The organism is Streptococcus sp. HMSC34B10 (assembly GCF_001839505.1).
Taxonomy (GTDB): Bacteria; Bacillota; Bacilli; order Lactobacillales; family Streptococcaceae; genus Streptococcus; species Streptococcus peroris.
Genome location: NZ_KV841556.1, coordinates 450,153 through 463,658, shown reverse-complemented (window position 1 = coordinate 463,658; position 13,506 = coordinate 450,153). Strand labels below are relative to the sequence as shown.

Below are 13,506 nucleotides of genomic sequence, written 5' to 3'. Positions count from 1 at the left end.
GAATTCTTGCAGGATTTTCTTTTTTATAGTAGACCTTCTAAAAGACCCTTCATAAAGTTTTCTGAGTTGAACTCACCAATATCATCGATTTTTTCACCAAAACCAATCAACTTAACAGGGATATTGAGTTCCTCACGGATAGCAAGAACAACCCCACCTCGAGCAGTTCCATCAATCTTGGTTAAGACAATCCCTGTAACAGGAGTGATTTTTGAGAATTCTTTAGCTTGTACAAGAGCGTTTTGCCCAGTTGACGCATCAAGAGCTAAGAAGGTTTCATGAGGTGCTTCTGGTACAACACGTTTGATGATACGGCCAATTTTTTCCAACTCTGCCATCAAGTTTTCCTTGTTTTGCAGACGGCCAGCTGTATCAATCATCAAAATGTCAACACCTTCTGCTACTGCCCGTTCCATCCCATCAAAGACAACACTAGCTGGATCAGCTTTTTCTGGGCCTGTTACAACAGGCACATCGACACGACGTCCCCATTCTGCTAGCTGAGCTACCGCACCAGCACGGAAGGTATCTGCCGCAACTAACATGACTTTCTTGCCAGCCTGTTTGTAGCGGTGTGCCAATTTTCCGATAGAAGTTGTTTTACCGACACCATTGACACCTACAAAGAGCATGACTGTCAAACCATCTTGGAAGTTAATGCTCTCATTGTAATTGCCATCTTTTTCATAAAGATCCACTAATTTTTCGATAATGACTCGGCGAAGAGCCTCGGGTTTCTTGGCATTTTCGAGCTTGGCTTCATAACGCAATTCTTCCGTAAGATTTGAAGCTACTTGAACACCAACATCACTCATAATTAAGAGTTCTTCTAGCTCTTCAAAAAATTCTTCATCTACTGAGCGGAAATTAGCAAAGAAAGCATTCAAACGAGCACCAAATCCCGTACGTGTTTTTTTGAGACTACGGTCATATTTTTCTTGGACAGTCTCTTCGACCTGAGGGGTTTCCTTGATTTCTTCCCCTGTTTCCACTTCTTCAGTAATTTCTACTTCTGTTTCATCTGTTTGAGGTTGGTTTGCAACATCATCAGAACTATCACTTGAAGTCACTTCTTCAATATGAGTCGTTTCCGATTGAGGAGTTTCTTCAAGTAGTGAATCTAGTTCTTCTGTAGCAATCTCTGATAGCTCTTGAGAGCTATCTTCAGATTCTAAAACTTCAGTTGATTCTGACTCTTCCTGACAACAATGGCATTCAGTTACTTCTTCAACTTGATTTCTTTCTTCTTGAGGAGTTTCTACTGGTTCAACTGGTTCTGGAGCTGTGTCTTCTGCGAGTTCTTCTTGTTGTTCAGAATCACTGACTTCTGCAGAATAAGTTTCCTCAACATCTGAGCTTTTGATGCTTTCTTCACTATCTTTCACAGTAGCTTTTTCGGTTACAGGTTCTGCAACTTCCTCGTCAGGTTCAGTAAGGTCCAAGTTTTCCAAAGCTTCTTTGACAACTTCTTCAATCTTAGGTTCTTCTTTTTTACCAAATAAACGGTCAAATAATCCCATGCTTTAGTTCTCCTTCAGTACATATTTTTCAATTGCCCAGGCGACAGCTTCTTCGTCATTAGTCATTGGTGTTACCACATTTGCCACTGCCTTGACTGCCGGCACAGCATTTTGCATAGCGACACCGAGTCCGGCCCACTCAATCATCGAAAGGTCATTAGCCTCATCTCCACAGGCCATAACTTGGCTTTGGTCAATCCCTAAGTGTTCAATCAGTTTGGCTAACCCTGTCGCCTTATGAACATTCTTTGGTGACCATTCTAGCAAGAGTTCACGTGATTTAAAAATCTCATACTGGTCGAATAATTCTGGTGAAATCTTCTGAATAGCAGCATCCAAAGGTTCCTGAGGAAAGGCAGTCACACATTTATTGTATGTTAGCTGACTAGACAAATCTTCAAAAGCAGTTGGAAGAAAAGTTAGAGCCGGGTTAAACTGAGCATATAAACTTTCTTGGTCAGACTGAATCTGGTAAACTGTTCCTTCTGAAATAGCATCTAATGGAATATTTAGTTTTTCAGTTTCTTCATAAATCCGGCTTACATCATCAATGGAAAAGACTGTCTTATCAAGGATTTCACCTGTATTTTTCTGAACCAATCCACCATTAAAAGTGATGGTATATTCATCATCATGACCGTCTGTTCCAAGTTCTTTGAGGAAGAAATCCATGGCCTTGAGGGGACGTCCAGTTGTTAGGACTACTTTGACCCCCTGTTCACGCGCAGCCTTTAAAGTTGCCTTGGTACGATCAGTTAATTTCTTGTCTGTCGTCAGCAAGGTTCCATCCAAGTCTAGGGCAATTAATTTAATATCTGTCATTATAGTCCCTCCATATAAGCGATAACTGACTGGTCCTTATGGTGACCGATAACTGTTTCGGCAAGTTCCAAAATCTCTGGACGAGCATTTTCAGGTGCGACTGGGTGACCTACAACTTGCATCATGTGAAGGTCATTGAGATTGTCACCGAAGGCCATCACTTGATCCATATTCAGATTTAACTTCTTAGCCAATTCGACAATCGCAACTCCCTTGTCCACATAATCAAGAACAATATCAATGGATTCAAAACCTGTCGTCATTGCCTTAACACCAGGAACATGTTCATTGACCCAAGATTCTCCGGCTTCTACTGTCTCTTCTGTAAAGTTAGTTGTGAATTTGAAAATCTCATCGGTAATATCTTCAAGACTTGCTACTTTTTGGATGTTCTCATTGTAATGATGGCTAAACATGAAATAAGTTTCATCCACAGTATCCAACACATAACAAGCTTTCTTACCAGTCAAAAGCATCTTTTTCTCATCAAAATAAGGTGAAGTTTTTAATGTCTCAAATGTTGACAGGTAAAAATCACGTGGCATGGTTGCTTCATAGAGATCTTGCCCATGAAATTCTACCAAACTGCCATTTTCTGCGATAAAAATAATCTCATCACGAACATCAGCAAAGAGTTTTTCAAGTGACAAAAGACCACGTCCTGAAGCCACTGCAAAGTAAATCCCTTTTTCTTGATAAGAATGGAGAAGCTTTTTTAAACGCTCCATATCAAATTGGCCAGCCTCATCCAAAAAAGTCCCGTCCATATCAGTTGCGACTAGTTTAATCATAAATCCTTCTATTCTCCAGTTGTAAATCTATCTTCTATTATACCATAGAAAAAGTAAAAAAAGACGTGCAGGATTGACACGTCCTTATCTTAAATAAGTCAATCCGTACGTCCATTTTAAGACCAGGCTGATTGGCTTGCCTTCTTTTATATACAACCTCTCAACACTTGTTTACCAAAGTTCTTGATTGAATTCCATTATTAGAGTTAATCAGATATTGCGTAAAAATTATCAATCTTTGGCTGAGATACATTTGTCACAATCATAAATAGCATATAGTTCTTGACATATAGTCTTGCATATGAAAAAATACTTGTTGGAGGTTGATAATATGACTGAAACAATCAAAAATTGGGTTAACATTTGCGTTTTGAAAAATCAAGAAATTTTATTACTTAATAGACAGCACGATAATTTTCCTGGCTGGATTCCACCGGGGGGAAAAGTTGAATTCCCTGAAAGTTTTTTTGAAGCTGCATTACGGGAACTTAAAGAAGAGACTGGACTCACTGCATTAAATCTTGAATTAAAAGGAATTTCTGGCTTTACTAATTCAATCGGTAATGAGAGATTTGTCTTCTATGACTTTTTATGTACTCAGTTTACTGGTGAACTAAGCACATCTGATGAAGGTGAGCCAAAATGGTGGAATCTAAAAGAAATTGATAAAATACCAATGCAAGATGAAATAAGAAAAAGACTACCCCTTTATTTAAGAAAAGGAAGCTTTGAAAGTATTAACTATTGGGATGATAATAAGAAATGCATTAGTGAAAACAAAACAATTTTATTTGACTAATATTCTCTACAGTATAATCAAGGGTATCTAACAAAAATCATCTACTCTAACAACTTTTTCCTTATATCTATAGATAGCTAAAAAGCCTTGGAAACATTCCAAGGCTTTCTCTATATTCTATTGTATCCATTTTCTTATTCCGATTTCAGCTGCGACTAGTTTAATCATAAATACTCCTATTCTCCAGTTGTAAATCCATCTTACATTATACCATAGAAAAATCAAATAGCGCCTAATCCATACGAGATTAGACGCCTATATAAAATAAGTCTCGCTTATTCATCAATTCAAGGTTCTCTTATCCATATTTGGCAAAGAGAGCTTAAACTTAATAATACAGAGTCGAATCACAAAACCGACAATTGAGAGAATGATAAAAGCAGTGATTCTTGGAAAGTGAAGGACATATGCTAGCCAATAATAAACAACTCCAATCACGAAAGATAGAAGGGCATAAATGTCTTCTTTCAAAACACTTGGAACTTCGTTGATCAAGAGATCTCGGATAATCCCACCACCTGCACCTGTTAAACAAGCCAAAATCCCTGCAGACATCAAATTTAATTCACTATCAACTAAGGCTGTCGCTCCAATCAAGGAAAAGATGATTAACCCAATCGAATCAAAGATGAGATAGGCTTCTCTCAACCACTTATAAAACTTTTTTTCATGACTCGCATTGGCCTGTTTTGAAGTCACAAAGACATACATGATGACTGCTACAAGGATAGAGACATAAATCGGTCCAGGGTCCGCGAGAGCGGAAGGAAAACGACTGATAATAGAATCTCTTAAAATACCTCCGCCTACTGCCGTTACAATTGCCAATAAACTGATTCCAAAAATATCTAAACGTTTATCAAACCCTTTGATAGCTCCTGATGCCGCAAAGGCTATAGTCCCAATATAATTACAAATCATTAGGAATAGGTCGAAATCCATATAAGCTCCTCAATTTATTTTTGTAACCTTTCTGACTTCTTGAAGGTCACTCTATATTCTCTAATTCTTTCAATTTAACAGAAACAAGCTTGGATACACCAGATTCCTGCATGGTCACCCCATAGATAGAGTCTGCTGCTGCCATGGTTCCCTTACGGTGGGTAACGACGATAAACTGGCTATCCTTGTCAAATCGGTTGAGATAATCCCCAAAACGTTTAACATTGGCCTCATCGAGTGCCGCTTCTACTTCATCTAAAATTACAAATGGAATGGTCTTAACACGAATAATTGAGAAGAGCAAAGCCAGAGCTGACAAGGCCTTCTCTCCACCACTCATGAGATTGAGTGATTGGATTTTCTTGCCCGGTGGTTGCACAGAGATTTCAACACCTGCTGTCAATAAATCTCCCTCGGTCAGGATAAGGTCCGCTTGACCACCACCAAACATCTGCTTGAAGGTCACTTTGAAGGACTCACGAATGGCCTCGAATGTTGACTTAAACCGTTCCTTCACTTCATCGTTCATCTCTGTAATGGTTTCAAGAAGCAAATTCTTTGCAGAAAGAATATCATCTCGTTGAGTATTTAAGAACTCCAAACGTTCATGCACTTCATCAAACTGTTCAATGGCATCCAAATTGACTGGACCAAGTGAACGGATAGATTTCTCTAAATCCTTGACCTCTTGTTCAGCGACAGCCAAATCTTCCAACGGATTGGCTTGTTCTAAGGCCTCTGTATAGCTAATCTGATATTCTTCTGTCAGCTGGCCTTGAAGATAGCGAAGGCGGTCCGTAATCTTCTCCTTGGTCGCTTCCGCTCGTGTTTGCTTACGAATCAATTCTTCATTTTGCTGACGAGCTTGTTCTAAATGACTGGCAATATCATCCAATTGGCCTTCAATGTCATCCAGTTCAAACCGCTTACGAATCAATCCTTGTTGAATTTCTTCCTTTTGACTCTTAGCTTCTGCTTCCTGCTTGGTCAAAAGTTCCGTATCAACCTTTTCAAGATTGTCTACCTTTTCTTGGAGAAGGCGTTCGATTTCATCTTGCTCGATATTGAGGTTCTCAAGTTCTTTGTTAATTCGTTCAATATCTGCAACTTCATAACGTTTTCGCCCTATCATTTCTGTTTTGAGCAGACGTGCTTGAGAAAGTTTATCTTGCAAGCTTTGATAACGTTCCTGAATAGCATTTTTATTGGACTTGATTTCTTCGATTTCAGATTCCAGTTTTTGCTTTTCAGTCGCAATGAGTGCAAGACGTTCTTGGCATTTTTCTTTTTCAGCTTGCCAATCTCCGCCCCTTAGATTGTTTAATTCCTTTTCCTGAAGTTCTAACAGTGTTTCGAGTTCTTCGACTTGTTGACAAGTTTGTTGATAGGCCAGATATAAACCTTGCTCTTCTATACGAGCTTGTTCCCCTTTGGACTTAATGGTCTCCAAAGTTTGAGTGAGGTTAGCTAAGTTTTCTTGAGCTGATTTCAGTTTTTCTTCTTCCTGACGAAGAAGCTTTTCTTCTTGAGCAATCTCTTTTTGCAACTGTTCCAATTCAGGCTTGATGAAGATGCTGTTATTTTGACGATTGGCACCACCAGCATAAGAACCACCTGTTCGTAGTTCTGTACCATCTAAGGTTACCATCCGAACCTGATAGCGTACCTTACGAGCTACATCACGCGCATGCTCTACCGTATCAAAGATTGCTGTTGTAGCTAGCAAGTTTTTAAAAATAGCTTCATGCTTGGCATCAAAGGTAACCAATTCATCTGCCATTCCAAGAAAACCTGGACTTGAGGCAATCACATCTTGGTTCTGACCAGAAATGCTACGAGCCTTGATGGTTGTCAAAGGCAGGAAGGTAGCACGACCAGCTCGGTTTCGCTTAAGGAAATCAATAGCTTTAGTCGCAGCCTGTTCATCTTCAACGATGATATGTTGACTACTTGCACCGAGGGCAATTTCAAGAGCTGTTTGATAACGAACATCAAAAGTTAAATGTTCACTGACCGCTCCGACAATACCGCCCAGGCGATTTTTTTCTTGTAGAACACTCTTAACACCCGCATAGAAATTACTATGATTTTTAAGAATGTTTTCCAGACTTTGCGCCTTGGCCTGCTTGTTTTTCAAACTATCTAGGCGGTCAAAAAGTTGATTTTGCTGACTTTGATAAGCCTGCTTTTGTTCTTCTTCCTGTTTAGCATTCGTCTGATAGTCAGCAAGCAAGGTCTGTACTTTTTCTTTTGCTGATTTAAGAGCAGTTTCTTGTTCACTTGCCTTAGATTTGGCAGAAGCTAATTGTTCCTTCAAGGACTCCAATTGTTCTTCTTGCTTTTGAGTCTGTTGGCGACTATTTTCAAGATCATTTTCAATCCGTGTCAATTGGTTAGAGACATCCGCTTCTTCCTGCAAGAAAGCAACAAAGCGCTCACGCAATTGCTCAATCATCTGATCTGGATCATCAGAAAATGCTACTAACTCAGCTTCTAAACGATTGATCTCCTTGGTATTGACTGCAAGATTTTCTTCTAACTGACTGAGATTTGCTTCTTTTTCTTCCTTCTCTTGAATAAGAACATTTCTCTTTTCATCCAAACTAGCTAAACGAGCTTGAGCCTCTTGTTGATTGAGAGCAACCTGCTCTGTCTCCAGTTTAGACAAGGCCAATTTCCGTTCTAAATCACTGATTAGAGCAGTCAAATCCATCAAACTAGTTTGATCTTTAGCCATCTCTGCTTGTAAATCTTGTCTCTGCTTCTTGAGAGATTGATTTTCAAGTTCTAGTGACTCGCGTTTTTGATAATAACTAGTCAACAGTTCTTGAACTTGGTTTAATTCTTCTTCTGTTAGATTCAATTCAGCCTTATTGGCTTGAATTTGAGCAACTAAAACATCTAAGTAGATGCCTTTACGCTGACTGTCCAAGTCTATAAATTTACGAGCTGTTGCTGCTTGCTTTTCTAAGGGCTTGATTTGATTGTCTAACTCATAGATGATATCTTCCAAGCGGTCTAAATTGTCTTGAGTTTGTTGAAGTTTGCTTTCCGTCTCTTTGCGACGAGTTTTATATTTTAAAACTCCGGCAGCTTCTTCAAAGATTGCGCGACGTTCCTCAGGTTTAGAGTTGAAGATTTCTTCAACCTTCCCTTGGGAAATAATAGAGAAGGAGTCGCGACCAAGTCCGGTATCTAAGAAAAGATCATGAATATCACGAAGACGGACCTTTTTCCCATCAATCTTGTATTCGCTATCTCCCGTACGATAAATGTGACGTTCAACCTTGATTTCCTGACCTGCATCTTTGATAAAACCGTCTTGATTATCAAGAGTCACGACTACAGAAGCATAGTTTAAAGGTTTTCTACTTTCTGTCCCTGCAAAGATAAAATCAGGCATCTTCCCACCACGAAGATTCTTCACGCTAGATTCTCCTAATGCCCAACGCAGACTTTCGGTGATATTGGATTTTCCTGAACCATTTGGTCCCACTACCGCTGTAACTCCCTGGTCAAAAACAACCTTGGTCTTATCAGCAAAAGATTTAAATCCCTGAATCTCAATTTCCTTTAAATACATGAATCCAGCCCTTTCTCGACTGCATTTTTAGCAGCTTCCTGCTCCGCTAATTTTTTAGAACGCCCTTGCCCTTTTCCGATACTTGTTCCTTCAACGAGCACTTCTACTTCAAATATCTTATCATGCGCAGGCCCTGTCTCTGAAGTAACTTGATAACAAATATCTACATCTCCATTGACCTGAAGTAATTCTTGAAGATGAGTCTTGTAGTCCGTAATCATCTCAAAATCACCTGTCTCAACCTTCGGAATCATGACTGTATAAATAAAGTTTTTCACTGTAGCAACATCCTTGTCCAAAAGCAACGCACCTAAAAAAGCTTCAAAGGCATCACCAAGAATCGTATCTCTATGTCGACCTCCAGATTTTTCTTCACCCTTACCAAGTTTGATAAATTCATCAAATTGACAGTCACGCGCAAAACCAGCTAAACTTTCTTCACGGACAATCATGGCACGAAGTTTAGACAAATCTCCTTCTGGTTTTTTAGGATATTTCTTATACAGATATTCTGAAATCAATAACTGCAGAACAGCGTCTCCTAAAAATTCCAAGCGTTCATTATGTGAAATTTTTAAGAGGCGGTGCTCATTGGCATAGCTGGTATGCGTAAAGGCAGTTTCAAGTAAGTTTTGATCTGCAAATTCAATTGCAAAACGATTTTTTAGTACAGTTTGTAGTTCTTTCATACTAAGCCCTTTCTAACTAATTACAGTCCTTTCTATTATACCAAAAAAAGCCCTCAACGTCAGAAAAATAACAGTATAGATGAGTTTACTGAATTCCCTATAAAATCACTCCTCTGCTAGCAAATTACCCTTTCTTTTGGTATAATAAATCTTATGGAAATTGAAAAAACCAATCGTATGAATGCTCTGTTTGAGTTTTATGCAGCCCTTTTGACTGATAAGCAGATGAACTACATCGAACTCTACTATGCAGACGATTATAGTCTCGCTGAAATCGCTGAAGAATTCGGTGTCAGTCGTCAGGCTGTTTATGATAACATCAAGCGTACAGAAAAGATACTGGAAGATTATGAAATGAAGCTTCATATGTACTCTGATTACATTGTCCGCAGTCAGATTTTTGATCAGATTTTGGAGCGTTATCCAGAGGATACCTTTCTCCAAGAGCAAGTTGAGATTTTAACAAGTATTGATAATAGAGAATAAGAGGAATAAATATGGCATTTGAAAATTTAACAGAACGTTTGCAGAACGTCTTTAAAAACCTACGAAAAAAAGGAAAAATTACAGAGAGCGATATCCAAGAAGCAACCAAGGAAATTCGTCTGGCTCTTTTAGAAGCCGATGTAGCTCTGCCTGTTGTCAAGGATTTTATCAAGAAGGTTCGTGAACGTGCCATTGGGCATGAAGTGATCGATACCCTCAATCCAGCCCAACAAATCATCAAGATTGTCAATGAAGAATTGACGGCAGTTCTTGGTTCAGACACTGCTGAAATCATCAAATCTCCAAAAATCCCAACTATTATCATGATGGTTGGTTTGCAAGGGGCTGGTAAAACAACCTTCGCTGGAAAACTTGCCAACAAACTCAAAAAAGAAGAGGATGCTCGTCCTTTGATGATTGCGGCCGACATCTATCGTCCCGCAGCTATTGACCAATTGAAAACACTGGGACAACAAATTGACGTTCCTGTCTTTGCTCTTGGAACTGAAGTACCTGCAGTGGAGATTGTTCGCCAAGGTTTAGAGCAAGCTAAAGCCAACCATAACGACTATGTTTTGATTGATACGGCTGGTCGTCTGCAAATTGACGAGCTCCTCATGAATGAGCTTCGTGATGTTAAAGCTCTTGCTCAACCAAATGAAATCCTTCTCGTTATCGATGCCATGATTGGTCAAGAAGCTGCTAACGTTGCGCGAGAATTTAACGCTCAATTAGAAGTTACCGGTGTCATCCTTACCAAGATTGACGGGGACACTCGTGGTGGTGCGGCCCTTTCTGTTCGTCATATCACAGGAAAACCAATCAAATTCACTGGTACTGGTGAAAAGATTACCGACATTGAAACCTTCCACCCTGACCGTATGGCAAGCCGTATTCTCGGTATGGGAGATATGCTGACTCTGATTGAGAAAGCTTCCCAAGAATACGATGAGCAAAAAGCCCTTGAAATGGCTGAAAAGATGCGGGAAAACACCTTTGATTTCAACGATTTCATCGATCAGTTGGATCAGGTACAAAATATGGGCCCAATGGAAGATTTGCTCAAGATGATTCCTGGTATGGCCAACAATCCTGCCCTTCAAAATATGAAGGTGGATGAAAAACAAATTGCTCGCAAACGTGCTATCGTGTCTTCTATGACTCCGGAAGAACGTGAAAATCCAGATTTGCTCACTCCAAGCCGTCGTCGTCGTATCGCAGCGGGTTCTGGTAATACCTTTATCGATGTCAACAAGTTCATCAAAGACTTTAACCAAGCCAAACAACTCATGCAAGGTGTCATGTCAGGTGATATGAACAAGATGATGAAGCAAATGGGTATTAACCCTAACAACCTTCCTAAAAACATGCCTGGTGGCATGGATATGTCAGCCCTTGAAGGTATGATGGGGCAAGGTGGTATGCCGGATATGTCTGCTCTTGGGGGAGCCGGAATGCCTGATATGAGCCAGATGCTTGGTGGAGGTCTCAAGGGTAAAATCGGTGAATTTGCTATGAAGCAATCCATGAAACGAATGGCCAACAAAATGAAAAAAGCTAAGAAAAAACGCAAATAAAAAAGGACTCAGTTGAGTCCTTTTTTTATTGTTCATTTCTAAGTTTCTCCAAGGTTTGCTTGAATATTTCTGGAATATCGGAAGTAAATTCCATGGTTTCACCAGTTCTTGGATGGGTAAATCCAAGTGTCTTAGCATGGAGAAATTGCCCATGACCCTTTAGGGTTTTACGAGGACCGTAAACCTCATCCCCAGCAACAGGATGACCGATATAAGCCATGTGTACACGGATTTGGTGTGTTCGTCCTGTTTCCAGTTGTAATTCCAGTAAGGTATAATCACCAAAGCGTTCTAAGACGCGAAAACGCGTTACTGCTGGTTTCCCTTTAGCTGTCACAGCTTGTTTCTTACGGTCTTTTTCACTTCGACCAATCGGCGCCTCAATAACACCTCGGTCATTTGGAATATTTCCATGAACGATGGCCCAATATTTACGAAGAGACTTCTTGTCCTTCAATTCTTGAGCCAGTGCTAAGTGTGCTTCATCATTTTTAGCAATCATCAAGAGTCCAGATGTATCTTTATCAATACGATGAACAATCCCTGGACGAAGCACACCATTGATACCAGAAAGATCCTTGATATGATACATGAGGGCATTAACCAAGGTACCACTGGTATGACCAGCACTTGGATGAACGACCATGCCTTGAGGCTTATTGACTACTGCTACATCCTCATCTTGATACACAATCTCTAAAGGAATATCTTCAGCTACATACTCCAAAACCTCTGGTTCTGGAACTTGGTAAGTGATAACATCCCCTTCTTGAACTGAGTACTTAGCTTTTTTTAACTGACCATTGACCAAGACTTGACCAGACTTGATTTGTTCATTGGCGAGACTACGGGACAGTTCTGTCAAATCTGACAAAGCCTTATCTAAGCGTACCCCGCCGGTTTCAATTTTAATTTCCATTCATTTCCTCTTTTAGCATTGCAAGCAATAACACAACGACCCCTACTGTCAGATAACTATCAGCCACATTGAAAATCGCAAAATTGATAAAGTCCAAGTGAAACATATCCACGACAAAACCTTGACTAACGCGATCGATAAAGTTCCCAAGGCCACCTGCAATAATCAAAATTAGACCAAAGACCGTCCAAAATGAGTCTTCTATATGTTTATGCAAATACCAAACAGCAACCCCCATGACTACAAAGGTGATTAAGGCAAAAAACCACTGTTGATCTTGGAGCATAGAAAAAGCAGCTCCTCTATTTTGCAGATAGGTTAGACTAACTAGATTTGGGATCCATGACTTGATTTCACCAATAGCAATATTCTGAACGACATAAGCCTTTACTAATTGGTCTATCACAATCAAGGCTGCTATAATCCCTGCTATTATTCCTCTTTTTTTCATGATTTCCTCTTCTGATCAAAATACTCTTGCATAACCTCTACAAATAAGGTTCCCGCTTGGCTCAAGTCCACTTCCTCACGTTTCACATAAACCATACGATTATTGAGATTATCATTTAGTGGAATAACGGTGATCCCGTTGACACTATCGCTATCCAAGAATCCAGAACCAGTCGCATAAGCATTTGTTCTTTCAAGAATTCCATTTAAAGTAGCGCGGTCTGTTACGTTAAACATTTGAGAGCTGGCACTTGTATCCACAAAGTTTTCTGAGTAATAGAGATATTCATCCTTTTCTTGTGTGAAACGAACTGTTGGCAAATCTGCCAAATCCTCCATAACCAACTCTTTTTTCTTGGCTAAAGGATGTCCTTCACGCAGATAGATATGCGTTTGGAAAGATATCAACTCAATTACTTCAAGCCCTAACTTTTCAACTCGTTGCATGATACCCTTTTGGTTTTGATTGTTGAGGTAAATAATCCCAATCTCACTATGACCTTGGGCTACTTCATCCAAAATCTGAACAGTTGTAGATTCAAAAATACGGAAATTTTTATAGTCTGGATACCGTTGAGAAAAAGTTGTGATAGTCGGTGGCAAGAAATCATAGTGCTGGCTGGCTATTGAAAACTCATCCTTTTCCTCTTCAGGATTGGCATACTGGTTCTGGAAAATATCAAATCCTTTAACCAACTCTTGAGCCTTTTCATAAAATTCCATTCCACGACGAGTGAGAAATGTCCCTGAACTGGTTCTACGAAAAATCTTGAAACCTAGCTCTTTTTCCAAGTCTCTTACAGAAATAGATAGACTGGGTTGGCTAACGTACATCTTTTCAGCCGCTTCTCGAAAAGTACCACTATTTGCAATAGCAACAACGTAGCGTAATTGTTGAATATTCATGATTTCTCCTTCGATTTCTATC

At 39.7% G+C, this 13,506-nt stretch carries 12 protein-coding genes; 3 read left to right on the top strand and 9 right to left on the bottom strand.

The genetic code is table 11. The features are described 5' to 3' along the window. Positions 1-23: 23 nt before the first annotated feature. The 3 genes from ftsY to HMPREF3237_RS07835 are packed head-to-tail and all read right to left on the bottom strand — an operon-like array spanning position 24 to position 3,133. Positions 24-1,520, bottom strand: coding sequence for a signal recognition particle-docking protein FtsY (gene ftsY, locus HMPREF3237_RS07845; protein ID WP_083327695.1), 1,497 nt, complete (start codon positions 1,518-1,520; stop codon positions 24-26). Between the two features lie 3 nt (positions 1,521-1,523). Beyond that, the gene (locus tag HMPREF3237_RS07840; RefSeq protein ID WP_070889435.1) at positions 1,524-2,342 is read right to left on the bottom strand and encodes a Cof-type HAD-IIB family hydrolase; all 819 of its coding nucleotides are present in this window, start codon (positions 2,340-2,342) and stop codon (positions 1,524-1,526) included. Then, positions 2,342-3,133 carry a Cof-type HAD-IIB family hydrolase gene (locus HMPREF3237_RS07835; protein ID WP_070889434.1) on the bottom strand — a complete coding sequence of 264 codons (792 nt, stop codon included), beginning with the start codon at positions 3,131-3,133 and terminating at the stop codon, positions 2,342-2,344. The genes HMPREF3237_RS07840 and HMPREF3237_RS07835 overlap by 1 nt, the downstream gene beginning before the upstream one ends. A gap of 331 nt (positions 3,134-3,464) precedes the next feature. On the opposite strand from HMPREF3237_RS07835, the gene HMPREF3237_RS07830 reads away from it, so the two are divergent. Then, complete coding sequence (locus HMPREF3237_RS07830) at positions 3,465-3,932, top strand: 8-oxo-dGTP diphosphatase (RefSeq protein WP_070889433.1); 468 nt, start codon at positions 3,465-3,467, stop codon at positions 3,930-3,932. Positions 3,933-4,214: 282 nt separating this feature from the next. Here the strand turns inward: HMPREF3237_RS07830 and HMPREF3237_RS07825 are convergent, their stop codons facing one another. From HMPREF3237_RS07825 to rnc, 3 genes are read right to left on the bottom strand one after another with little or no spacing between them, the layout of a single operon-like run. Then, entirely contained in the window at positions 4,215-4,874 is a 660-nt protein-coding gene (locus tag HMPREF3237_RS07825) for a trimeric intracellular cation channel family protein (protein ID WP_070889432.1), read from the bottom strand. Between the two features lie 46 nt (positions 4,875-4,920). Beyond that, positions 4,921-8,457, bottom strand: coding sequence for a chromosome segregation protein SMC (gene smc, locus HMPREF3237_RS07820; RefSeq protein WP_070889431.1), 3,537 nt, complete (start codon positions 8,455-8,457; stop codon positions 4,921-4,923). Then, positions 8,448-9,146, bottom strand: coding sequence for a ribonuclease III (gene rnc / locus HMPREF3237_RS07815; protein WP_006145393.1), 699 nt, complete (start codon positions 9,144-9,146; stop codon positions 8,448-8,450). The genes smc and rnc overlap by 10 nt, the downstream gene beginning before the upstream one ends. A gap of 153 nt (positions 9,147-9,299) precedes the next feature. On the opposite strand from rnc, the gene HMPREF3237_RS07810 reads away from it, so the two are divergent. Together HMPREF3237_RS07810 and ffh are read left to right on the top strand one after the other, a co-directional pair. Next, positions 9,300-9,632, top strand: a complete 333-nt coding sequence (locus HMPREF3237_RS07810; protein ID WP_006145392.1) for a putative DNA-binding protein — start codon at positions 9,300-9,302, stop codon at positions 9,630-9,632. An 11-nt stretch (positions 9,633-9,643) separates the two neighbouring features. Next, entirely contained in the window at positions 9,644-11,209 is a 1,566-nt protein-coding gene (gene ffh, locus HMPREF3237_RS07805; RefSeq protein ID WP_070889430.1) for a signal recognition particle protein, read from the top strand. Positions 11,210-11,234: 25 nt separating this feature from the next. Here ffh and HMPREF3237_RS07800 read toward each other — a convergent pair whose 3' ends face one another. The 3 genes from HMPREF3237_RS07800 to HMPREF3237_RS07790 are packed head-to-tail and all read right to left on the bottom strand — an operon-like array spanning position 11,235 to position 13,484. Beyond that, entirely contained in the window at positions 11,235-12,128 is an 894-nt protein-coding gene (locus tag HMPREF3237_RS07800) for an RluA family pseudouridine synthase (protein ID WP_006145390.1), read from the bottom strand. Further along, positions 12,118-12,579 carry a signal peptidase II gene (gene lspA / locus HMPREF3237_RS07795; protein WP_006145389.1) on the bottom strand — a complete coding sequence of 154 codons (462 nt, stop codon included), beginning with the start codon at positions 12,577-12,579 and terminating at the stop codon, positions 12,118-12,120. Before lspA ends, HMPREF3237_RS07800 begins: the two co-directional genes overlap by 11 nt. Then, positions 12,576-13,484, bottom strand: a complete 909-nt coding sequence (locus HMPREF3237_RS07790) for a LysR family transcriptional regulator (RefSeq protein WP_070889429.1) — start codon at positions 13,482-13,484, stop codon at positions 12,576-12,578. Before HMPREF3237_RS07790 ends, lspA begins: the two co-directional genes overlap by 4 nt. Between the last annotated feature and the right edge of the window lie 22 nt (positions 13,485-13,506).